Source organism: Algoriphagus jejuensis (assembly GCF_039523455.1).
Lineage (GTDB): Bacteria > Bacteroidota > Bacteroidia > Cytophagales > Cyclobacteriaceae > Algoriphagus > Algoriphagus jejuensis.
Window position 1 is genome coordinate 94,217 of the sequence record NZ_BAAAFI010000047.1, and the last position, 25,113, is coordinate 119,329.

The 25,113-nt window shown below is 48.1% G+C and carries 15 protein-coding genes; 5 read left to right on the top strand and 10 right to left on the bottom strand.

Going from position 1 to position 25,113, the window contains the following annotated elements; translation table 11 throughout:
• Nucleotides 1-144: 144 nt before the first annotated feature.
• The 4 genes from ABD031_RS19545 to ABD031_RS19560 form a co-directional block, all read right to left on the bottom strand.
• On the bottom strand, nt 145-1,701 hold the full coding sequence (locus tag ABD031_RS19545) for a hypothetical protein (protein ID WP_343854420.1): 1,557 nt from the start codon (nt 1,699-1,701) through the stop codon (nt 145-147).
• Nucleotides 1,702-1,830: 129 nt separating this feature from the next.
• Nucleotides 1,831-3,141, bottom strand: a complete 1,311-nt coding sequence (locus ABD031_RS19550) for a hypothetical protein (protein WP_343854421.1) — start codon at nt 3,139-3,141, stop codon at nt 1,831-1,833.
• 489 nt (nt 3,142-3,630) lie between these two features.
• The gene (locus tag ABD031_RS19555; RefSeq protein ID WP_343854423.1) at nt 3,631-4,806 is read right to left on the bottom strand and encodes an AraC family transcriptional regulator; all 1,176 of its coding nucleotides are present in this window, start codon (nt 4,804-4,806) and stop codon (nt 3,631-3,633) included.
• 6 nt (nt 4,807-4,812) lie between these two features.
• Nucleotides 4,813-6,063: an MFS transporter gene (locus ABD031_RS19560; RefSeq protein ID WP_343854424.1), complete on the bottom strand. Its 1,251-nt coding sequence runs from the start codon at nt 6,061-6,063 to the stop codon at nt 4,813-4,815.
• Between the two features lie 548 nt (nt 6,064-6,611).
• Here ABD031_RS19560 and ABD031_RS19565 point away from each other — a divergent pair.
• The 4 genes from ABD031_RS19565 (at nt 6,612) to ABD031_RS19580 (ending at nt 12,624) form a co-directional block, all read left to right on the top strand.
• Entirely contained in the window at nt 6,612-7,610 is a 999-nt protein-coding gene (locus ABD031_RS19565) for a sialidase family protein (RefSeq protein WP_343854425.1), read from the top strand.
• A 316-nt stretch (nt 7,611-7,926) separates the two neighbouring features.
• Nucleotides 7,927-9,120, top strand: a complete 1,194-nt coding sequence (locus ABD031_RS19570) for a sialidase family protein (RefSeq protein ID WP_343854427.1) — start codon at nt 7,927-7,929, stop codon at nt 9,118-9,120.
• Between the two features lies 1 nt (nt 9,121).
• Nucleotides 9,122-11,341 (top strand): hypothetical protein, encoded by a 2,220-nt coding sequence (locus tag ABD031_RS19575; protein WP_343854428.1) that lies wholly within the window; start codon nt 9,122-9,124, stop codon nt 11,339-11,341.
• A 752-nt stretch (nt 11,342-12,093) separates the two neighbouring features.
• On the top strand, nt 12,094-12,624 hold the full coding sequence (locus ABD031_RS19580) for an RNA polymerase sigma factor (RefSeq protein ID WP_343854429.1): 531 nt from the start codon (nt 12,094-12,096) through the stop codon (nt 12,622-12,624).
• A gap of 262 nt (nt 12,625-12,886) precedes the next feature.
• On the opposite strand, the gene ABD031_RS19585 is transcribed toward ABD031_RS19580, so the two are convergent.
• The 6 genes from ABD031_RS19585 to ABD031_RS19610 all read right to left on the bottom strand — a co-directional run bounded on the left by ABD031_RS19585 (nt 12,887) and on the right by ABD031_RS19610 (nt 23,774).
• Nucleotides 12,887-13,816, bottom strand: coding sequence for a DUF4249 domain-containing protein (locus tag ABD031_RS19585; RefSeq protein WP_343854431.1), 930 nt, complete (start codon nt 13,814-13,816; stop codon nt 12,887-12,889).
• Nucleotides 13,817-13,818: 2 nt separating this feature from the next.
• Nucleotides 13,819-16,185, bottom strand: coding sequence for a TonB-dependent receptor (locus ABD031_RS19590; protein ID WP_343854432.1), 2,367 nt, complete (start codon nt 16,183-16,185; stop codon nt 13,819-13,821).
• Between the two features lie 617 nt (nt 16,186-16,802).
• Nucleotides 16,803-18,356: a tannase/feruloyl esterase family alpha/beta hydrolase gene (locus tag ABD031_RS19595; RefSeq protein ID WP_343854433.1), complete on the bottom strand. Its 1,554-nt coding sequence runs from the start codon at nt 18,354-18,356 to the stop codon at nt 16,803-16,805.
• Between the two features lie 140 nt (nt 18,357-18,496).
• Nucleotides 18,497-19,657 carry an FAD-dependent monooxygenase gene (locus ABD031_RS19600; RefSeq protein WP_343854435.1) on the bottom strand — a complete coding sequence of 387 codons (1,161 nt, stop codon included), beginning with the start codon at nt 19,655-19,657 and terminating at the stop codon, nt 18,497-18,499.
• Nucleotides 19,658-19,991: 334 nt separating this feature from the next.
• On the bottom strand, nt 19,992-21,863 hold the full coding sequence (locus ABD031_RS19605) for a c-type cytochrome (protein ID WP_343854436.1): 1,872 nt from the start codon (nt 21,861-21,863) through the stop codon (nt 19,992-19,994).
• 168 nt (nt 21,864-22,031) lie between these two features.
• Complete coding sequence (locus ABD031_RS19610; RefSeq protein ID WP_343854437.1) at nt 22,032-23,774, bottom strand: 3-keto-disaccharide hydrolase; 1,743 nt, start codon at nt 23,772-23,774, stop codon at nt 22,032-22,034.
• Between the two features lie 434 nt (nt 23,775-24,208).
• On the opposite strand from ABD031_RS19610, the gene ABD031_RS19615 reads away from it, so the two are divergent.
• Entirely contained in the window at nt 24,209-25,084 is an 876-nt protein-coding gene (locus ABD031_RS19615) for an aldose 1-epimerase family protein (protein ID WP_343854439.1), read from the top strand.
• Nucleotides 25,085-25,113: the final 29 nt, after the last annotated feature.

The following is a 25,113-nucleotide window of genomic DNA, read 5'->3' on the forward strand; positions in this document are numbered from 1 at the left end:
AAATTGTCGCGGATCTCGCCCAGCATTCTCCTGAACCCCAACCCAGAAATCTTCGTTTCGTGCATCGGTCTCCCGATGGCTATGGGGAGGATACCCAACATTGAACAAAAAACTTCGCCTACCAGCAGAAATACGAAAACACTTCTACTCCAACTCTTTAATCACTTCAATCAGCGATTTATAGATGAGCGGCCCAGTCTCCGGCCCAAGTGAATTTTCTTCACCATAGGTATCCCGTTCGTCATTGTAGAGATATGGCTTGCCGGTATCCCATTCGCTTTTGGGAATGATATACCCAATCTCATCATTGGACAGCCCGAGGTAAAACTTGTATTTGTCGGTAATGAACTCCTGAAGCGGTGGCGTCTCTATCGGCTGTATATCAAATTCACGCCCCTCTGGAGCTTCCACCCCGCCAAAAACAATTTCAGGATAGATCTCTCCCGGAATACTCAGGAACATCGCCGGACCGATACGTATTGCGCCAACTTCTGTTCTTGTCTTAAAATACTCCGGCATCCCCATCTTAAGCAACCCGATGCCAGAGGCAATCTTAAACATGGTATTGTCCAAGGGCGCGATAATCGTCTTGGCACGTACCGAGATGCCGGAAGTCGCAACCGTATCGCCTCTTAACTTCAACGCCTCAAGCGACATCAGCGCAATCTGATCTCCTAGGGCTTTCGTCTTCTCATAGGTTGGTTCCGAATACGGAGTTCCTGTGAAAGGGTCGTTGATGGCGATGGATGGATGTGGGGCCATGAGGCCTCCAATTGCCCCGGAAAAATAGATCGCCACACCGCCCAAGCCTTCTTGCATCAGTTCGTCTCCCTGATAAACCCCATTTTCTATCCCTTCCCGTACGTAGTGCGGAAAGTCGGAACTGATCAAAAGATTCTGGCTCCAAAGCGTTTCCGGGTGGTTAGACCAGTTGATGATTGTGCCAAGCGTTTGGTCGCTTTCCAGATCCAAGACTTGCATGAGGTGTATTCCGGTCGCTTTCACAATTGGTTTGCGGGTGTCTTTCATCAGCACCGAATCCCGCCCGGAGAGGTCTTCGGCAAAGACAAGCTTTGCTGGCCGAAGCTTACCAGCGGCTTCGACGATGGCCGCTACAGTTTGCGCTTTGACATATTCCATCACCTCCGGATTGACCCCTGACTTGAATACGCTTTCACCCCAGATTCCGACCAGATCATTGCTTTCATGTGTGTGGGTGGAAGAGAGCAGCACATAGTCGATATTCAACTCCTCTGGAACCCGCTTCCGGATGTCGATCACATCGCCGTGCAGAAAGCCGATGGCGTCCATGGAGATCATTGCAATTCTGTTTTTCCCGTCGTCCAAGACCACGACTCGGGACCACACGTCGTCGTGCACACCCTGCGCAGGCTTGGCATTACTCATGCCGGCGATCCAATAGGCGTCGAATTTACCGTTGTGATTCAGATCGTTGTAAGTATCCCCATCCCCTTCGTCGTATTTATTATCCCCATCAGCATCGTTCCAGGTATCCACGACCGTCGGAGTGATCGGCTTTTTGGCAAAACCAGCCTGTAAGATTTGTGCATCTTTGTTTACCAGTTTCAGGTCGATTGCATAGCCAGGTTGCCTATCTCTCCAGTTATAGATGAACATTCCGCCGATAAGCAAAAGAATCAATAGGATAAAAAGGGAGAATAGCTTTAGGAATTTTTTCATGTGTTTTTTTTATACGCTGACCTAAGGTTTGTTTTTTCTGCCCCCCCCCAAAAAAAACTTGGGAGACTCTTTTACCCATTATCTAGCTATGTTACGAAATTCCGATTGAAGAGGCTGCCAGACCTAGCCTCATTCCATCACTTGGGCCTCCGCTTCTACACCGAATCGACCTCTCGCCCCCTTCAGTTCATCATGCGAACCGACTGCCACAGCGGACAGAATCAGCAGACTGATTACAATTCCGAAGAAAAGGAAAAGCGCTTTTCTAGGTTGAAAAGCAGAAAGCGAAATTACCGTGGTGCAGTACCGCATCAAAGCAATGATTACTGCGAAGTTGACCAGATACAAGAACTGTTCAGGTCGATAGAAGCTCAAGAAAGCTCCGGTGATCAAGAACGTATACACCAAATACATCCCAAAGAGGATCAGTCCCGTCCATTTGATCAGGACGAGTTGTTCGGGACCTGAGCTCTTTTTCCACTTTTCAGAAATTGCGACTGCCGAACTCAACATGATCAAAAAACCAAAAAAAGCCAATCCGACTGCGGTGTTTGCCCAAAACTGCGGGTCGGCAGGTGTAACATTCTTATAAATCTCCACCCCGTCTTTTTCCCAAAAACTCTGATGCCAGACGATAAACGGGATCAAAACCAACAGCCCGAAAACCGGCCAGGAGACGCTGGAAGCCCTCGAGGCGGACGGAGGTTTTTGCCTTTCAAAGTCAGCAGTCAATGCACTGTAGGCCATCCCGATTCCCCCAAAGAATCCCAGAGAATATTCCATGACATTCCAGAAGTTGAATTTCAGGCCTGAGACCCCTCCCATGACCAACAGAAACTCTCCGAAAGCAAAACCAAACCCAGCGCCCAAGCCAGAATAGACGGCTACTTTCAGCGAGGCAGAGTAGCCATTTCTGCTACAGAAATACGCCAAGGCAATTGCAGCTCCGGCACAGAGTGCCCAAGCCTCCGACCGAGGTGGGGTCATCAGCATGCCCAATTGCTCGATCACGAAGTAGTAAAAGATCACTGCGCCAGCAAACATTTCTACCAAGAGCTGATGCCAGGCGACCTTTTTGCCAGAGGAAGATTCCTGAAGACCCAGCCCAAAAAGTCCGCCTCCCAAGAAACCATAGAGTCCACCGACAATAAACATCATCAGCAAGCCATAAGCAGCGTTTGGAAAATCATTTGTCCGACCATACCCCACGAGCTGACCATAGCTCATCATTCCGCCAAGTCCCCAGCCGATCGCACCCAAAAGTGCAGCTTTGAGGCTACCGGAAATCCACTCTTTCCTATTGGATAACAAAACCAAAAATACGCAGGCAATCCCTCCGGCCCATGCCGCACCCTGCTCATGTCCAAACTGACCTCTGATGGCCCAGGTCGTTCCGAGGGTCATTCCAGTCAGGACGATTGGGAGTAATTTTGATTTCATATTCTACACTTCTTTTTTGCCACAAGGTGCCCCATGGAACAAGGTTTTGGAAGTCTCCATGTGATTGATAACTTCAATCTTGCTTCCACTTTCAAACTTTGTTGAGAGCACAGAGAAATACCTAAAACGTCTTTGTATTTGGTATATTTCTTTGCCCGTCTCTGCAACTTTGCGGTGATTTTTTCTTATTGAGTACCGCCTTTTTTGAAAAACAGACTACTTCTGACCACTGTCATTGAGACAAAAAATGAACAACGCTATCCGTCGGAGGGTGTGTAAAAGTCAAGCCTTTGCCGTCTCAATTCCTCTTAGAAAAAATCGCCGCGGGCTCTTTTTTATAGTACGAGCTCCAAATAGTGTTGGAACTCAATGAGCGCGTTCGATACTACTACTCCACACCTAAGATTTTACCACTTTCAATTCTTGGATTACCCTAACCGTTCGCTTCGCTGTCCCGAGCAATCAGGATTATTTCCCGATGACGCCTCCCTATTTTGCTCCCGCAGCTTTCTTCTCGCCATGAAGCCGTCGGTAATCCACCGGCGTATGTCCCATCACCTGCCGGAACTGCCTTGCTATATTCTTGCTGTCCTGCAAGCCCATGTCCAGGGCAATCTCAAAAATCGTCTGATCGGTGCTGATCAGTTTCTCCGCCATTTTTTCAATCCTGAGGTTAGAAATGTATTTGTAAACCGGCATGCCGGTAACTTCCAGGAAGCGTTTTTCAAGGGATCTTCGTGACATCGGCACTTCCTTGACGATATCCGTTACTTGTAGATTGGTTTCGATATTCCGATGGATAAAATCGAGCGCATCCGCCACATGATCGTCGGTAGATGCAAAAATGTTCGTCGAAGCCCGCGTGATCACCTTCAGCGGAGCCACGGGAATATCCCGGTAAAACTTCACCCTCCCCTGAATCATCAAATCCAGAGCCCTGGCAGCGTCGTATCCGCCCTTTTCGATGTCCAGCTCAATGCTCGACAGCGGAGGATCGGAAAGCTCGCACAGCATCACGTCATTATCCACACCCAAGACGGCCACTTCTTGGGGCACTCTGATTTGATTGTGTTTACAGGTCTCCGTGATGTGGACGCCCTGATTGTCATCACAGGCCATTAGCGCCACCGGCTTGGGCAGACTTTTCAACCACTTTGCCAAACTCTTACTTTTGTAATACCAGATATCTGTGGAACGTGCCTTTTTATGCTCAAAGTAATTCACCTGAAACCCAGCCCTGTTCACGGCAGTTTCAAATCCTTCCGCACGCTCTCGCGACCAGACGATATTGTTGAAGCCATAAAAGGCAAAATTCTGGTAGCCTCGCTTCAAAAAATACTCTGCTCCCATCGTCCCCGTTTGACGATAGAGTCCGGTGATATTCGGCAGCTTTTTAAATCTTTCCTTAAAATCCTGTGCAATGACCGGAAGCGGCGACTCGTAAAACTCCGTCTCCATTTCATTGTAGAGCTGCCCGATAATCCCTTGCGCCTTCCACTCCTTTGCCCACTCTAAAATGCCGGAAACCCCCATGGTTTCCCGATAGTAAAGCGGCATACGACAAAAGCTCCAGTTGCCATTTTCGGAGGAATATTTACTGATCCCCTTCAGCAATGCCTTGCTGTATTCCTCTCCAAAGTCAAGTAACAGGATGACTTTATACATGGCTGATTAGGAGAAAAGTTCCTTCAAAGACTTCACGCGCGCATTACTCACCAGCGGCTTGGCCCAAACTCCTATCGAAAAAATATAGCCCAAAGGGAGCAAAAGGAAAAACATCGCTGCTCTCAAACCGATAACATCAGCAAGCCCTCCGATCAGTAATGGAATCACCGCTCCGCCGACGATCCCGGAGCAGAGCAAACCTGCAAAGGTGCCATGGGCAAAAGAAACTGAATTGAGTGAAAGTGAGATAATGATAGACCACATCACGGAAAGGCAAAAGCCGGTCATCGCAAAAGCGATCAGAACCAAGGTACCCTCGGCGGAAAGGCCCACGACTAGTGAGGTGATAGCTCCGAATGAAAAGAGCATGAGCACATGCTTGCTGTCCATCAGCTTGAGCAAAAGCAAACCCAACAAACACCCCACAGTCAGCAGACCCCAGAAATAGGAAATCACCTGCGCTCCTGTCGTCGCCGGATCAGCCCCATGGTATTCCTGAAGGAACCTACTGACCCAATTTGCGATCCCTTGCTCAGATCCTACGTAGCAAAAGACCCCAATAAAAAACAGCCAGACTTTACGCTGTCCCATCAGTTCTTTCAGGGAGTTGCCGAGGTCTACCTTTTCATCTTCTTTAAGCTCTACCTTCGGAAAATGCACCCGACTGATCAGCAAAAACATCAGCACTGCGAGAAGGGCAAAGAGGTAGTATACCGATACCCACGAAAGATCCGCCGGCACCAGTTTTTCCAAAAACTGAAAATGTACGGCCTCATTGCCGGTATGAAGGTTTTGCACCAAATAGCTGTACAGCCAAGGGCTAAAAAAAGATGCCGCTCCAAACGCCAACTGACCTAGGACGGAATTGAACGCGAAGTTCTCTTCACCTCCCACCACTCTCAGCAATGGATTGATTACCACCTGTAGCATCGCCATACCCAGTCCAATCACAAATAGAGAGATCAGTGCAAAGCTGAATTGCGGGTTGAAAGCAAAAACCAAGGCACCCAACGCAGCCAAGGCAAAGGCGGCAAGCAAGACCGGCTTTTCCCGATACTTCTCCACCAGCAAACCCGAAGGGAGGGACATTACGCCATAGGCCACAAAGAAAGAAAAAGGTAAAAATCCCGCCAAAGAAAGGCTTAAAGAGAAGCTGTCAATAATATCCGGGATGATGGGCCCCAGGATATTTGACATCAGTGAAATCACGAAGAAAACTAGGAAAATCAACAGGAGAAGCGAGGTTCTTTTATTCATCGGGGAGGAAAGTACAATTTTCAGATGCCCAATATTGGATTGATTATATTGATTATGCACATACGATGCGGAATTATTTTTCTTCTCAAGATCGAAAATTTCGAAAATAGGGAGATCGGAAAAATTGAGAAAATCTCCGGCTGATAATCTTCAATCACAAAATCCAACACGTCAACTATTGGCTCAATCCGGTGCATTCCCGCCACAAAGCAAGTTTCCTAGCGATCATAGATTCTAAAAGACGCTATCGACCTCGGGAGAATATCCGCATTGGCAGCAATGAGGCAACTTCGGTCATCGGTCATCCAGCCGGCTTGCAAAAGAAAGTTGCGCTACTTCTAGACAGACGGATAATTATGGTACTTTTTACTCAGACGGATTAGTCCTAATTGAGATCTCACCAGTATTTAAACCAAAATCAAACGCAAATGAAACGTTTTCACTTTCGGATGTTCAGTATTACCTGCTGCATCATCACTTTATCTCTACTTTTTGTCCGTTGTGGCAATACGACAAATACCGAGGATACAGTAGAAATTTCAAAAGATATGCCAAGGCTAGTTGAAGCAAGCTCCAGCAAGATCTTTGACAGCCATCCTGAATTTGCGCAGGGACATGCATCTACCATCATCGCGGTAAGTCCAGGAGAATACCTCGTAGCATGGTTTGGCGGCTCTTATGAAAAACACGACGATGTAAGCATCTGGATGTCGAGAGGTGACGGTACTGCATGGGAAGTCCCTCAGAAGGCGGCCAAGATCCGGAACGATCCGCACTGGAATCCTGTGCTGTTCAATGCTCCTGACGGAAAGATTTACCTGTATTTCAAAGTTGGCAAAGAGATCGACGACTGGGAGACTTGGGTTCAAACCTCAGATGATAAAGGAAAAACCTGGACCACACCTGTGGAACTCGTACCCGGAGACAAAGGTGGCAGAGGCCCGGTGAGAAATCACAACATCGTCCTCTCCGATGGCACATGGCTGGCTCCGGCTTCCAATGAAAAAAACAAAGTCTGGAATGCCTTCATGGACAGAAGTACCGACGGCGGCAAAACCTGGGAAGCCACCCCTTTCATCGAGCTTGATCGTTCGCTCGTCGCCGAAGAGGGCGTGATTCAGCCGGCGGTCTGGGAGTCATCTCCGGGTAATGTACACATCCTACTCCGAAGCTCCGGTGGCAAGATCGCCCGCAGCGACTCCAAGGATTACGGAAAAACCTGGTCACCGATCTATCTAACCGAGCTACCAAACAATAACAGCGGAATAGATGTCGCTCATCTTGGAGGTGAAAAAATCGCACTCATTTACAACCCCGTCAGTGAAAACTGGGGCGATAGAAATCCGATCAACCTGGCCATATCCCTTGACAATGGCAAGACTTGGGTCATAGACCAAACAGTCGAGAAAGGTGAAGATCCTGAGACTGAATTTTCATATCCAAGCATCATCCGGGACGGAGAAAATCTGGTCATGACATACACTTGGAATAGAGAGAAAGTAGCTTTCTGGAAATTTAAAGTAGAAGGCTTGGACATTGCTGAATAAGCATCTCAATTAGCGACAAGTCTTTGCGACACTTCCTGGATTTATTTAAAAAGTAAATACTGAATCCATAGGTTGTAACTAGAAAACTGAGCCGTCCCACTAGCTATAGATTAGCTGGATTCGCCGTTGACAAATCAACTGTTTTGGGTCGGATTCGCTGTCGGAAAAGTAACCCCTCGTTACCTAGGCTAGCGGGGACAAGGTTCGTTAGCGTTTCTCAAAGAGTACCAAGGAATTTATCCTCCAAAATCAAATTAAAATCATAGCTTTTAGGCTCATAATCCATTCTAATCACCCATTATCAAGTCTACAAATTATGAACTTCAATCAATCCTCCAAATGTTGGATGGCCACCTTTACCCTGATGTTTTTGGCAGGTCAGGTCCTCGCTCAATCTAAAATCAAAACCTTAGCCGCCCAAGAGATCTTTGCTCCCCAAGCAGAGCATACTCACGGCAGCAGTGTCGTGGCGCTGCCAAATGGAGACATGCTTGCGGTATGGTTTCAGGGCTCCGGCGAACGAACCGCAGATGACGTGCGGATCATGGGTTCGAGAAAGGCAAAATCGGCCAAAACTTGGTCAGCTCCTTTTCTCATGGCTGATACTCCAGATATACCGGATTGCAACCCGGTTATTTTTCTAAATTCCAAAAATGAACTCATCTTGGTTTGGATCGCCGTGTTGGGCAACCAATGGGAGCAGTCAGTCCTGCGAACGCGAAGAAGCAGGAATTACAGTAAAGCTGGCGCACCGATTTGGGACTGGCAGGACAATATCCTGCTCAAGCCGGGAGAGGAATTTGTTTCCGAAATACAGGAAAAATTCAAAGAACTTCCAGAATCTCGAAATGGCTGGTCGGCCTATGCACCAAACTACGACAAGCTGACGATCGAAGCGAGTAAAAATCCGACCTATCGCAGCATCGGCTGGATGACACGCATCAAGCCTTTGGTGTTGGGAGAGAAAATCATCCTTCCGCTCTATTCTGATGGGTTTAACCTTTCGCTGATGGCCATCTCTGAGGACTCAGGGCTGACTTGGAAACCAAGCCTACCCCTGGTTGGCAGAGGGCCGATCCAGCCAGCCTTGGCGCAACGGAAAAACGGTGAAATCGTCGCGATGCTACGAGACTCTGGCGACGGGCCCAACTTTATCCAACAGAGTATCTCCCAAGATAAAGGCCAGACTTGGTCAGCGGCCACCAAGACTGCAATCCCAAATACAGCCAGCGTAGAACTGTTAAAATTGGCTGACGGCAGATGGGTAATGATCGGCAACGACATCCATGACGGCCGGTACAAACTGGCGCTTTGGGTTTCTACCAACGAAGGACTCACCTGGCCTAAATCGCCGCTTTACCTGGAAAATGACAGCACTAAAGAAGGAGGCTTCTCCTACCCTTCGGTAATCCAGGACACCAAAGGGGTAATCCACCTCACCTACTCCAGCCATACTCCGGCTGGAAAAACAATAGTATACAAGAGTTTTAATCCAGATGCAATCCAATAAAATGAAGAAAAAACCGATGATTCTAGCCTTTGCTTTGGGAACCTGTCTGGGTATCCAAGTGTCGGCGCAGAATCCAAACATTGCAAAACAGGTTCACCATGACCGCATATTTTTGCAAGACTATTCCATTAAAAATGTCGGCAGCCTGTCCACTGCCAACCAGTTCAGCTTGGCAAGTGACCGCAACGGAGTCGTACAAATCCTGGAAGGGAACCAACTGTTGAGACCCTATGGCGGACAGTTTCAAGTAAACGGCAAATTGGTGGCAGACCGGAGCTACCTGCCGATGAAGGATAAGAAAGTGTTGGCCATTGATCGCTACCAAGATCATCTGGTCTACATCGATGGCGAGGCCGTATTTAGCAACGCTTGGGCAGGTGTGGTCTTCTTGAAGCACACGCTAAGCAATCCGACCGCTTTTGCCGGTGGCGATGACTTTACATTCTTGGCTGCTGCCAAAAACAAGCTTCAACTGCTGAAAAAAGGCAAGGCTCCTTATGCTTTCTCCTTGCCGGCAGGAGTCAATATCTTGGACGTTGTCTTCGATGCTGCGCAAAATCAATTTTGGATCTTGGGTGAAAAGGAGCTGTTTTCTTTTTCTCCCAAGAGTAGAACTCTGACCAAAGCGGTCACCGCAGATCAACTGACCGCCGTGGCAATTCACGCAGCTAAAAACCAGTTGGTGATCGGCACGAAAAACGGTTTTTTCACCTACGACCTGAAAACCAAAAAGCAAAGCGAAGTCAACCAAAAGCTGCCGTGGACAGAGATCACCACGATCCAAAGTGACGCGCAGGACATCTGGTTTGGTACCACCATGGGCGCCTTCAAGATGGATGCCGCTGGCGAATTCAGCTACTACTTCGGTGAGCGTTGGCTTCCGGGCGATCAAGTGAAAGACTTGATTGTACAGGGAAATCAAACCCACATCTTGACAGAAAACGGACTGGGTACCATAGTTTTCGAAGAGATGACTTTGGCACGAAAAGCCGAGATCCTTGAAAAACAAATGCGTGAGCGCCACCTGCGCCACGGGTTCAACTCTTCCCTCAATTTGCTGGAGGCAGGTAACCTCGCTTCAGGGCAATTGGACGACTCGGACAACGACGGCCTTTGGACGACGATGTACCTCGCTGGAGAAGCTTTCCGCTACGCGGTCACCAAATCTCCGGAAGCCCTGCAAAACTGCAGAGAATCACTGGAAGCGATGGAGCGCCTCTATACCGTCAACGACGTCGAAGGGTTCCCTTCCCGATCATTTGAGCGCAGCGGATACATCGAGCAACTCTCCGATCCAGAGCGATGGCAACATGCCTCAGACCCGGAGTGGGACTGGAAATCAACGACTTCATCTGACGAAGTCATCGGACACATATTTGTCTTTGGGGTGATGGCCGAGATCGTGGACGACCCATGGATCAAAGCCAAGTCCATCGAACTGCTTGACGCAGTCATGACTCACATCGTAAAAAACGACCTTTACCTGATTGACTTTGACGGTAAGCCGACCCTCTGGGGCAAGTGGAACCCAGACTATGTCAACAGCTTCCCGACCTCAGTGGGTGACCGCAAGCTGAACTCTTCCAACATCACCGCGATGCTTCAGACTGCCTACCACTTCACCGGTAAGGAGATGTTTAAGGAAAAAGCGTTTGAGCTGATGGACAAGTACGGCTACCTGGACAACATGATGCGCCCTATGGAAGGCATCGGGCGATCAGGTGACGATGGTGATGACTGGGCCAAGATGCTGTCTGATGGCTGGAACCACTCAGACGATGAGATGTACTATGTCGGATACTGGGGACTATACCGCTATGCATTTGACAAGGATCTTCAGGCGAAATACAAGGAGAGCATCGTAGATCACTGGGAGGCGGAAAGACCGGAAAAAGAAGGACTTTGGAACATCATGACTGCTTTGGTTCAGCCTGAGAATTTCGACTTGGAAGAATCCATCTGGTTTCTGGAGAGGCACCCAATCGACTTGATCGGCTGGACTGTCAAAAACAGCCACAGAAAAGACATTGAGTTGCTTGATGCAAACTTCAGGGGTCAATTGACCAAAGAGGTGCTATCTCCAAGTGAAATCAAGATTGCGAGACACAATGCCAACCGATTCTCGCTCGATGGCGGTAGCGGCGGAAAAACAGAATACAGTCCGGGCGATATCTGGCTCCTTCCTTACTGGATGGGAAGATACCTGGAAGTCATTAAATGAGTTGAGTTTGAGTTACAAAAAAGGGAAGCAGATTAATTGCTTCCCCTTTTTTTTGAATTCCCCTAGGGTAAAAGCATAGGATAATCTCTCTTCTTCGTTTTCAAAGTAATCTGACTTGATCTAAGGTTCGGTGACTTGATCCGATCTTCAACTGCCTCCATTGAAACGAGGTCAAGGGACAATCCAAATCCCTTTTCCAAAAAATTTTTCCTACGTAAAGAACTCCCAGCCTATAGGCATTGAAAAATCAATCAATAGATCCAGGTCACTGCACTTTGTTTGCAGTCCGGTCACATGCAAACCAACATACCCGACCCTACTTGCAGTGAACCTTGCAGCCATTATTGGTTTTTGCTGATGTAATTCGGTTTCTGTGTCTTTGGCCTGGTACATGGGACAGGATTAAGAATTCTAAAGATTCCTTTCATCTCACAAGCAACCGATATCGGCCCATCCCTCGAGTTCAAAAGTCATGAATACCGATTTCTATTTTTATGACTGAAAAAAAAAGAAACACAACAACTCGGTAATATTACCCACAGATTGCTGTGAATTCAACAACCAAACATCTCATAATTTTTCAAAATGCTAACGCAAACGTAATAAGCGTTCAACATTCTGATTTATAGAACATAAAAAGGTAATCTTAGCAATACCAACTTTTCGCAAATTGAGGAACTATATGCGAGATATGCGTAACAACTTGTGTTAATTTTTTTGAAAATTTCAGTCGTAAAGAAAAAATCAAAAAAATGAGCCCACTCGATAAAACGATTTTTGAAGCATTCCGGAATGGAGAAAAGCAAGCGATCGACGCTGTCTACACCTACTACAAAGCTCCGGTAATGCGCTTTATTGTGTCCATGGTCAAGGACAGCAATGATTCAGAGAGCATTTTTCATGAGGTCATCATGAAAATCATTCGCAGACGCGAAAAACTCTGCACCGACGAAGGAATCAACGCTTACGTGTTTACCATCGCCAAAAACGAGGTCATTGACTATTTCAAAAAACTTAAAAAAGACCGAGAAAGAATCGAAGACTTCTATAAGAACCGGATCGATACCCAATATGCCATGAGTTCTTCCGAAGAAGAAGAAGTCTTTACCAATTTGGAGCACGCACTGGAAGGTCTGTCCGTCCAACGCAAAAAAGTAATCGAGCTCTCCTACTTCCAAAACCTCTCCTATCAGGAAATCGCCGAGCAACTGATGATCTCCAAAAACACCGTCAAGAATCACCTGATCAAAGCTAAAATGATGCTCAGAGAACAAATGGCTTAATCACCCACTTTTCCCTGAAATAAGTGCACCGGATTTGACACCTAACACAGCAAAATGCCCCCGACAAAAATCACTTTGTCGGGGGCGTTTTTGTGTTAGATCGTTATACTGCAACCCCGGGAATTTTTCGGTGCAATAAGCCGGAGTGGCGTTAAAGGCGACATTACCGCCCTAGCTAAGAAATTGAAGGGCACACAGATACCGCGATAGTATGGGCATCTGTGGACTATCCCATCATTATGCAACCTAGATGGTACACGCACTAGTCCTGATCTCTGTGAATCCTTATCACTCGCTGATCCCCGTTCCTAGCCATGAACACCCCTAAGCCATTGTTGATATTGTTATATACCAGCACCGGCTGGGATAGGAAGTCCCCGTTGTTGTAGACCTGAAAGTCCGCCGTATCATAATAGAGAAAATAGGACTCCGTCACATGATATAAGTTAAGCGTGATATCAATGTCCATTTCCCTCCAAATCGTCGTCCGAAAGGCAATTTGCGAATTCTCCCCCGTCAAGAAGACATCCTTAAAAAGCAAGGCGGGTCTCATCCTAAAATCTTTCCGATAGGCGGGATTGACGGCTTCGGGATTTAGAATTGCTGAGTAACTATGTAAGGTGGTGTCTCCATTATAAATCAAGGTATCCAGTCCATAAATGCTCCCTGAAATCTCGAAAAAATCCCGACCCGGCAGATCATCAAACGTGACAACGATCTCGTACTCATCAGCGCCATCCCAATAACTACTCGGTCCAAGATTGGAAAACTGAACATCTTTGATCGCTACCCGTACCGGTAAACGCTGTTTGCTGTTGATAGACGGAAATCCTGTAGTTTCAGCAATGAGCTCATATTCCACGTCGGGATTCACTACTGGATTGGCGAGATAATAGTAAGCATCCCGTCCAAAGTGGCTTTTTTTGTCTGCAAAATCCAAGAGAAAAGTTTCGCCACTGGGATCTTTGAAAAGAACTGTGGCATTCTCCACCACTTCAAACCCATCATTTTGGTTTCCTTCCAAAACGCCCTCGCTTTTGGTAAGAAAAACTTTCAACGTGTCACTTGGCTCCAACAGGACATTCATGACCAGTTTCGGTTCCTGTCCAGGAAGCTCTACCTCCAGATATTGCTCACAGGAACTCAAGAAAATCAGCGCCAGGAAGAAAGTAAGAATCGATCTATTGTTCATGGTCAAAAAGTAAAACGGTAGGAAACAGAAGGTGTGATCGGGAACAAGCTGAACTGCCGAAGTTGGTTGCGCTGCAGCTCATAATTGTAGCTAATGTCCATATAGAAGGGGTTCTGTCGACTGTACAGATTGTATATCGAGACGTTCCAAGTCCGTTTTCCCCATTTTTTGATCTTGTTGAAATTGATGCCGACATCCATCCTATGATAGCTCCGCATCTGAAAGTTGTTTCTGGATTCGAAGTGTTCCAGATACAAGCCTCCGTAGTAGGTGCGGGTATTGTCGATCACTGAGAACGAATGCTGATACCGCTGCAGCGGTACCGTGATGTAGCTTCCCGTCCCAAACACCCACGTTCCAGACAGGTCAATCCGATCGGTCAATTGATGCACCGCAGTGACGCTGATGTCATGCCTGCGGTCGTATCGAAAGGGAAACCATTCACCAAAATTGAGATCATCAAACTGTCGTTCAGTTTTAGACAGCGTATATCCGATCCATCCGGTGGTTTTGCCGGTTTTCTTTTGGAGAAAAAGCTCCAGTCCATAGCTCCTTCCGTCTCCAGACGTCACTTTTTCCTGCCAGTCATCGGTGGTATTCAAAAACGAGGCACCATCCTGGTATTCGATCACCCCGCTCATGGTTTTGTAGTAGGCCTCTGCACTGAATTCAAGCCCATAGCCAAGGTTTTTAAAATAGCCTAGGGCCAATTGCTCACTTGCCTGCGGCGCAATCTTGTCCGTGGACGGCACCCATAGATCCGTTGGCAGACCGAGCCCTGCATTGGTCAGCAAGTGTACAAATTGGGCCATCTGTACGTAGGAGAATTTCAGCGAAGAGCTGGCATCCAGCAGATATCTGGCCGAGAACCTTGGCTGAAGGGAAGTGTAGCTTTTCGTTTCTGCCAAAAATCCCGAGAAATGAACGCCAGCGTTAAATTTCCACCGGCCTCCCACACTGAAGTCATCTTCTGCATAAAGCGCCAATTCCTGGCTGTCGGAAGGTATCGCGCCCTCGGTGACTTCAGGTTTTTCGCTTTCCTGACTTACGAAAACTCCCGGAGTAAACCTATGGTCGATCCACATCCCACCCCATCTGATGTAATGATCAGAGTTGGGTATGTAATCAAAGTCGGCTTTCAGCGCAAAGTCCCGAATCCCGGAGAAATACTCCGCCGAGTAAACATCCTCGATAGGAGTACCGCCCTGATTGGAAGTAAAGACATCCTCGTAACCCGTGGTAAGCTCAAATCGGTACTTGGTAAAAGTCCCCATGAAATTGGCAAACAGTCGCTCGTTGATGACGTGATTCCAACGGAGGGCGGCAATCTTATTACCCCAGCCTAGTCCCGCTTCCTCCTTTGATTCGGTAGACCCGCCTGGTCCTTCCCAAGTATTATTGTAGTCAGAATAAGCCACATCATCTCCACCGTAATAGCTCAGGTACAAGCGGTTTTTGTTGTTGAACACATGGTTGACTTTGGCATTGACATCATAGAAGTAATAGCCCACATCTTCCCTTCCCTCTGAGGATTTTCTGATGATCGGTCTTGCAACCATATCGAGATAGGTTCGTCTGCCCGACACCAGAAATGACGTCTTGTCCTTGACTATTGGCCCTTCCAAGGTGAGTTTCGAGGCGATCAAACCTATGCTTCCGTCACCTTTAAATTCCTTCGTATTGCCCTCTTTCATCGTGACATCCACCACAGATGAAAGCCTCCCCCCATACCGTGCCGGAAAACCACCCTTGATCATCTCGACGTTGCTGATGGCACCGTCATTGAAGATCGAGAAGAAGCCAAACAAATGCGAAGCATTGTACACCGGCACTCCGTCGAGAAGGATCAGGTTTTGGTCAGGACTGCCGCCTCGGACATACAGGCCGGAAGTTCCCTCAGCCCCCGACTGCACCCCGGGTAGCAACTGGATGACTTTGAAAATGTCCACTTCACCCATCAGAGCCGGGATGTTCTTTATTTCCCGCAGGGGCACATTGATCGCTCCCATGAGGGTACTTTCCTGAATCGGGTCTCCCCGCTCGCCCTCGATCACCACTTCTTTCATCAGTCCCGACTGCATCAGCTCCACAGTGATGAGCGTGTCCTTTTCCAATATTAAAGGGAGATTGACGGGCTCATAGCCAACGTAGCTGAAAACCAAATCCACCTCACTTTCCAAGGAAGAATAGCTGAAAAAGCCGTAATTATTGGTTATGGAGCCTTTTTGGCTCTTTTTGTCAAAGACATTAACCCCGATCAAGGTTTCGCCGCTTTCGGCATCTTTGACCGTTCCGCTGATGGTAGTCCGTTGGGCGTATGCATAAAAACATATCAGGTAGATGCAGCAAAATGAAAAAGCATTTTTCATAAAACAAATTTCGGAATGAAAAGACGAAAATAGTCAAGTATTTCAAATCCCATCATGCAGTAAATACATTTAACCAAAGTTATGATTAGTCGGAGTTCCGTTTGATCGCCCTTGTCAAACCTAGTCCAAACTGATACCCAGATTATCTGCAATGAGAGTCGCAAAGGAATCCACTCCTCTATAGTTTTGGCCATCGATCTGATACCTACAACTAAAGTCCAGGCCAAAATTCAAAAACACTTCACTGTTGGAAATATCTCGCTCGAATCAATTTTTTCATTGATCAGCGCTGGGAAAAAAAGACAAAAATCGAATAGTCATCTCCGTCAATCTAGGAGTGAATCGCAAACTCTTCTGTCTGCCTATCGATCTCAAAATCAACAGCGCAGCCAGCAAAAAAAAACAAGGGGTAACAAAAAAGACAGCTTTATGGCAACCGGCAGGATTTGGCGGGCTGGAGGATACGGTGTTTCCGGGTCGTAACTTCAATCGTATGACCGGGTTACTTACGAAGTGTAGTTTTCGCCCAATTGAGTAACCACTAGCCTGATACCTGTTGTTTCCCTATAGAAAGTCTCGGAGTGTCGCAACTCCTGCGGGGAGAAAGTCTGCTTTCGCTATTGCTTAACCCCGAAATTCTTTTCTTCGGTGGAGTCGCCTGATCCCTTGTACACTGTTACTTTCGGATAGGGATAAACCGGTCGGGTCATCGTCAGATTGCCGCCTTCAAACTTCGAAACCACCACTCGCTCCGGTGCATTTTCGTTTTCTACCCAGTCACTGATCAACTTCACCCAATCCACCTGATCCGGACCCGTTCCTCCAGCGCAATGGAGTACTCCAGGCAACATAAACAGTCGGATGTAGGAAGGCAACTCTTGATCCACCAGCAGCGCCTTCTCATAATGCTGAATGGTAGCATAGGCCGAAATCGCATAATCGTCCCATCCGTGGTAGAGGATCATCTTGCCTTTAGCATCTTTCAGACCACTGTAGTTGGTTTGTGTAGCGTCCAGAAACGACGACGCAAAGGCGGTTTCCTGAGCGAAATTTTTGAAATCATACTGGCTGTAGTCCCAGGAAGGATCATTGAACACCAAGTATTTGAAAATATTCGTCCCAAACATGTGATGTAAACTCGGATTGCCTTCCAAGTAAGGGCTCGTACCGGTGATCCAGAGATCCCAAGCGGTATCTTCACCTTCCAAGCCAAAAGGAAAACCCGGATAGATCTCCTGATTGTCAACCATCAAAGGACTATAAACCGATTGGATAGCGGCCAGCTGCTCTTGGGTGAAGCAATCAGTACCGGCAGCGTTGCCTGGGCACATCGGGAGCGTTGCAAAATCAAAGATGCAATCTCTTGGATCGTTCAAAATCGAATCCTCCAAGCCATCCAAGTCGTCGCATTGCTTCAATACATGTGCTTGGAGTAACTTCAGGTGATCGAGAGTAAGGTTGGGCTTACTTAGGTCATCCGGATCGGGATACATGTGCTGACTGGTCTGAACGAACTTCGCGCCCAGGGCCGGCCAATTGTGAGCAGGCGCGCCGGCTACGATTCCATCAAAATCCTCTGGGTATGCCTGCGCCTCCATCATCGCTTGACCTCCACCACGCGAGCAGCCCAGAAAATAGGAATATGCAGGATACTCACAGTAGTGTGAGTTGATGAGAGCCTTAGAAACTTCCGCCGTGCGGTGAACCGCCAAGCTCCCAAAGTTAAGCTGCCGCTCCATGTTATTGAGTGCCCACGCGGCACCGTCTCCGGTGTCCTTATGCCCGGTGTCGGTGCCCACGACAGCGTAGCCTTCGTTGAGTCTTCCGATCAGATCGTTTTGAATACTTCCTGCGAACCCACCATTTCCGGCCATCAGAAATCGACCGTTCCAGTCCGCAGGCAGTAGTAACTCGAACTTGATTTCCTTGCTGATCCTTCCAAGGATCCGACAGAACGTCCTGTCAATCACCACGGTCGGTGACCAACCTTCCTCTCCTGGGATGGTGTCCTTGGATACCGATGTGGCTTCTAAAATAGTCACATCAGGAAGGCGAACTTTCTTCAATTGCTCGCAGGGCGTGCAGGTTTTTTTGTCGGTTGTGATTTGACTGAAAGCGGTCAGTGAAGTCAATCCAAGGATGAGCGCAAAAAGGGAAGGTGTGATTTTCATGGCGGAAGAACTATTTGATTTAATAAATCCAAAACCCAGTACAAGTGACTGAATTTAAAATACTTTGCCCAGCTTATCATCAAGATTGACCCGACAGCGACACGTACAAAACGGATGGTGCTATTATTCGATAAAATAGGTCAAGATTTTAGTTTCTCCACCTCGCTGTCGATGTATCCAATATCAAAGACGCCGTCGAGTTGCTTGTCATTGAGAGATGAAGGGACGATTCCCAGGGCGGCGTTTCTCAGCCAGATCCCGAGACCGTTCTCAAGGTGTGCCAATTTGCCCATTGTCCAACTGGTGTTGACGATCTGATGCGCCTTCTTCATCCGTACCCGTTCATACTCTGAAAATACCTGATCCATTGGTTTGCCCGATTCCAAAAGCTTTCCGATCGCATAGGCATCCTCAATCGCCTGGCATGCGCCCTGCCCCATGTTTGGTGTCGTAGCGTGCGCGGCGTCCCCGATCAGGCAAGCGCCCTTATCCTGCCAGATGCTGATCGGCTTGAGATCTGTGATCTTGCTGAAAAATATGGTCTCGGCAGGTGTCGCAGCAATGATCCTGAGAACATCGGAATGAAAAGTCCGGAACAAACCACTCAGGTTCACGCTTCCAGACGGAACCAGCCCCTCGCTAGCCACGGCGTACCAGTACACTTTTTGGGAGTTTATTTTCACAAAGCCAAACCTCAGACCCTTTCCCCAGGCCTCAAAAGCAGTATGTTCGTATTCCTTGGGTAGTTCCACCTCGCAGACACCTCTCCAGCACACCTGCCTCGTATCTCTGATTTCCCCGACTTCAAAAATCTCCTTTCTCACCGTAGAATGAATCCCGTCCGCACCGATCACGATGCGGCTTTTGGCCGTCGTGTTGTCGTCAAAAGTCAGGTTAAAGCCCTCGATTCGCTCGATCTTCGAAAGCCGTTTTGATAGTTGGATATGCTCCAACCCGATCTCTTCCGCCAAGAGCCGCTGCAAGTCCGCCCGGTGAATCGCGACATTGTACACGCCATACTTTGCTTCAAACTTAGCAAGCTCGATGGAGGAGATGGCCTTGAGTTGCTCGTCGGTGATCTTCATGGACGACACCTTGTTCCCAGCCTTTTCGATCTTCTCTTTCATCCCCAAGGTCCGGAAAACCTGCATCGCATTGTTGGCCATGATAATCCCGGCACCTACGGGCTTGATCTCGGAAGCACTTTCGAAGATCGTCACTTCATGCCCTTTTTGCTTTAGCGTCAAGGCCAATGTCAATCCGCCGATTCCCGCTCCGATGATTGCAAATTGTTCTTTCATAGTGTTAGATGGTTATTGAAAAAATTCACAGCAAAATTAAGGAGGAAAGCATTTGAAACTAAAAGAACTACGATGGGTTTGGTCAATCACAAATCTGTCAAACATTCTATTTATGACCTAAATGATATTAAAAAAAAACCGAAGCTCATCACTTCGGTTTTTCTCTTGTAAAGGCAAACAACTATACGTCCAAGATTACCGTCCTATTTTCGAATTGAATAATCCCCCCAACCCCCTTGAAAAGGGGGAGTCGCGGCATTCGAAGCTCATCACTTCGGTTTTTTCACTCTAAATAATTCTGCATCGACTGTCGTCTGTTGACAGTTGACAAAACCTACTTCAACGAATTAATCCATTTCGCAATCTTCAGCGCTTCTTCCTTGGGCACCTGAGGCATGGCGGCCATCGGAGTGGCATAACCCGGCCAGTTTTCGGGCTTGGGCTGGTAGATCAACTCGACGATCTGCTCAGGAGTATAGTTTCTCTTGGCTACTTCTGTAAATGGAGGCCCAACCACGCGCTTGTCTGTCATGTGGCAAGCGGAACAGGTATTTTTGGCCAACAAAGTCTTGATCTCTGCTTCATCGGGAACGGTTTTGACTGCCGGTTTTGGCGCAGCTGCTGTAGTCTTGGTCGCAGCAGTTGCAGTTTTAGCAACTGGAATCGCGGCAACTACAGGCTTTGGCTTGATCACCATTTTATCTCCTGAAGGAATCTCATTCAGCGTATAGTACGCATCCATGTGCACCAACTCGTGGGAATTGGACGCTTCACGGATACCCGGCAGGCTGATCTTGTGGACATGATATTGTTGGGGATCGCTGATGGCGACGCGAACAGATCTCCCATCGTCAGATACCTCGACACCCAATATCTCGTGCGTCATCGCCTTAACTGGAGGACTTCCATAGACCGGGTGATACTTGTACGTAAAGCTGGACACGAGGTAAGAAGTAAGGTCTTCCGCCGACTTCTTGTCGATTGGTTTGGTGAATTCGATCTCAAAACCATCCGGCTTGGCTTTTACGGTTCTCATCTCAAATGGAGCCTCACGATTCCAGACCAAGCGCTGCAAGCCTTCATTCGCATCTCCGGCAGAACCCCAACCTCTGTTGGTTTCACCCACAAAAAGAGATTGATCCGCAGCGAACACCATCCTCAAAACTCCTGACTGGAATCCACTTCTAAAGTCAATTGAGGCACCTTGGTAGACACCGTTCACTTTCTCCATCATGACCCGCATGATCTTGCTTTGTCCCTGATCTCCGACCAAGATCTGTCCTCCAAACGGACCCCAGAAATTGTCGGGAATCTCGATAGGCTCGGAAGTGGAAATGCCGTGAATCCCGTAAGGAAACCAGACGGCCGGAAGCTTGATGGACGGCAACTGCTTTTTGGCTTCAGCTAAGGTTATGAACGGCGCATTGGCGACATTTTCCGGCTTGCTGAATCCGCCCGTTTCATTTTTGACCTTCATAGGATCGACGACTGCATCAAACTCCGCAACCGTCAATTTGATCGGAGAGTCAGGCATATCTGACCAACGAAGGCTGGCTGGGTGACCTGCAAAGTCTCCTTTTTCCAAGTGCCAAAGCCCTCCGGAAGCCATGTAGTCTCCTTGATTCTCAGTGTAAAAAACCTCACCGTCCAAGTAACCGGGGCCAGCGGGAGATCTCATTCCGGCTGCGAAAGGCTCGATCTTTCCATCAGGATGGATCTTCAGCGTCCAGCCTCTATAGGGTTCATTACTCACGCCTCTCCACCATTCCTGATTGCCAAAGGCGACGTTGGTAGTGACAATAAAGGAGCCGTCTGAGGTGATCTTCGGACCAAAGCTATACTCGTGGTAATGTGACGCCATCTTCCAGCTGGCGATGGTCTGATACCAGTCCGCCTTACCGTCCGAATTTAAGTCGGTCAGCTTTGTCAACTCACCCCGCTGTACCATATACAGAGCCCCTTCATGGTAGGCTAGACCTAGAATCTCATGCAGACCCGAGGCAAATTTGGTGAAATAAGGTCGCTGGGAAGTGGGGTTTTCTACGATAAAAACATCTCCCCGACGGGTAGAAACTGCCAAGTTACCGTTTGGCATCATCGCCAATCCACCGACTTCCAACAGCGTGCCTTCCGGCGCGGGTACTTTGAGGATCTTGAAGAAATCCTCTTCTTTCGGTGACTCCTGAGCAAATAAAGAAAGGCTCATTCCCAGTGCGATTGCACTCAAAGTCAATGATTTCAAATTAATAGTCAATCGAAACATATATTTTCTTTCATCTGTTGAAAAATTGTTTTTTAATGCCAAATGGAATCTCGCATGGTTAATGACCATCTTCTTGTAAGATGATTTCTTCATGCCCGATTTCTATCAGGATTAAAACAGGATACTATAACTCAAGGTGGTCGTGATCGGCAAGAGAATCCCGTCCGCGCCTACTTGAGGTTTTTGGCCGGCGACTTGCAGAAAAATCCCCGCATCCTCGATCCAATACAAGTTGTCCGATACTTCGTTCAATACTTTTCCCGGAGCTACACGGATCATCAGTGGAGTAGAATTGCCGGAAAGTTCCAAGGAACGATCGATGCCTTTCCCGTCTGCTTTGCCTTGTATCTGATCTTTCAGCTCCAAGCCGTCCTTGGATTTAGTTGAAAATCTCACTCCGCCGTTGCCCAAAACCTGGTAGCCTTGGGTTTGCCATTCTTTGGTTGTGGCGCTCCCGTCTGCATTTCGAAGCAACGACGATCCGTCGCTCAGTTCGCTCACGATACCAATTGGCACGGACATACCGTTTCCCCGGCTGTTCCACATGGGAGTTGCATTCAGAAACCCTCCTCTCCATACCCGAAGCACTTGGCTGGAATTGATATCATAGGAGAAATTAGCACCGGCATTTGACGCAACTGAAATCCCGTGAGAGATCTTTTTGCCGTCAGGAAGTTCGATAAATGATCTCAGGATCGGTGTTTGGGTGGGATCGACCAGGATTGGATCACTAGCCCGGAATCCTGCTCCGGCCGGTGTGCTGTAGGTTTCGTCCCACATTCCATCCGATGAAGCGGCGAGTTGAAAACCTTGTGCCGTCCAATCTGCAGGTTTTGAAACCCAGATGACGTAGGAGGTTTCTCCGGCGGCCAGGGTTTTCTCAGCGGTGATCATTCCATCTCTGAGCTGCACGGCTTCTGTCGCGTTTCCGATTTGAATTGCACCCATACCATTGGGCACGCTCATTCTGAAGGTGTAGTTTCCAGCTTTTTTCACCGAGATCTTCCCTTCAAACTTGCTCAGGGAAACCGAGGTGAGTCCAGCGACAAACTCATCAAAATTCGCAATTTTCCCCGACGAGGAAGGGACAAGTGTGCTTTCCACCGGAAGCTCTCTGTAGGAACCGGGGAAAACCTGGTAGGAAATCTCACCAAACACAGGAGCGGGCGTATCGTAGGGTTTCACTTCCAAAGACTGGATCGCAATCGCACCGTGATCACCCTGGATGCGGATCGGGCCTGCTGCCACTTCGCCGCCGTCCAATGCTCCTCTCGTGGGACCAAAAAGCTCCACGTCTTCATGAATGGTTACGCCATTCAAGGTTGCAGACATCACTCTCGCGTTTTCGATCTTTTCGCCGGAGGCGGAAAATCTCGGAGCTTTGAACTTCACATTCAAGGTCTGCCAAACTCCCGGAGCTTTACTGGCATTGATTCGCGGAGCGTAACCTTGATAGCCTTTTTGCCCATCGGGCTTAGACTCATCCCAGCGCTCATAGATCCCGCCATTGTCTCCTGCTTTCACCTCAGTCTTAGCCCAGCTATCCAGCAGTTGGATTTCGTACTGTCCTTGTAGATAAAGGCCCGAGTTGGACCCGGGAGCCATCATATAGACCAACGTGACTTCCGCATCCCCAAACTTCTCGGTAGTTATGATATCGGTTCCGGGTTTCTTTTTGGTTGGGGCGTTGAGAAGGATGCTTCCTTTCCCTTCGGATTGGAGCTCGTGGCCGGGCTGCAGAGGATCAGCCCAAACCTTGGCGACTTCAGACCAACTCCCCTTGTTGTTTTCGAAGGAAGCCAGCGGAAGCTTGGTTTGTGCCTGAACAGATATGGCCGAAAAAAACAGAGCCATTCCCATCCAAGTGGTTTTTTGGTTTGAGAACATAAAATTTCGAGAATAATTAATTGGAGCGAAAAATAACTCCGAAACCCCAGAGCAGCAAAGGAAATTTGATGGGCAGCTGGAAGGAAGAATGTGGAGTTTGTAAGCGCTAAGTTGTGAGTGGCGAAAAAACAGCCTTTCGAGTGCTATGAAGCGAATAGTGATTGAACAGCCTAGAAGTCAACCCATCTACCGTTGTCCTGCTTCTCCGGAAGCTGGATTTTCTCATTGTCGTTTTAATGTGCCGGTGACGCCACCTCTTGGTCAGTTAAGTCAGATTAGAAATCTGACAGCAAGGCGCTCGGCGCTTCGAATGCCTGATGCTGAAGAATCAGATTAGTAATTCGGAGCAGCGGAAAATTTCTCAATCAACCCTTATCTTCGTCACCAATCCCAATCAACCCATGCACTACACCATACAATCCGAGACTCTCCTTGTCACCGTAAACCAGAGGGGAATGGAACTCAGCTCCCTTAAATCCAAGATTACCGGACAGGAATACCTTTGGCAGGGAGACCCTCAGTTTTGGACGGGACAGGCACCAATTCTTTTCCCCATAATCGGAGCCCTGAAAGACGGCAAAACCAGCTACGAAGGAAAAACTTATATCCTGCCCAAGCATGGCTTTGTCCGAAATTCAGACCAAGCCAAACTGATCAAGCAGCTGTCCGACACCTTGGTATTTCGTTTGGATTCCACACCCGAGACGCTGGAGGTCTATCCGTTCGCATTTGCGTTGGAGGTTAGTTTCCGCGTTTCCGGCAACAGCCTGGAGATTTCCCATGAGGTCTATAACCTCGACCGTAAACCTTTATACTACTCCTTAGGAGGCCATCCTGCCTTCAACTGTCCGCTCTTAGCCGGGGAGAGCTTGGAAGAGTACCGAATCGAATTCCCCCAAGTGGAGCACGACAGTACCTGGATGATCACTCCGGAAGGGTTGATTGGAGAAAAAGGCGAAATGATCCTGGATTCCTCCAACGAGATTCATCTGCATGCCCAAATTTTCGATCAGGATGCCTTGATTTTCAAAGCGCTGAAATCCAGAGAAGTTTCCCTGACTCACTGCGATCGAGGCCCGATCGTGAAAATGGACTTTGACGATTTTGACTATCTGGGAATTTGGGCCAAACCAGGAGCCCCATTTGTCTGTCTTGAGCCTTGGTTGGGGATCGCGGACGCTTCGGATCATTCCGGACAGCTCAACGAAAAAGAAGGCATTCGTAGGATCGAACCGGGAGAATCGGAAAGAAAAAAGTATAGTATTAGGGTATATTAACCCAACTACTATCGGTGTATTTTAGAGCT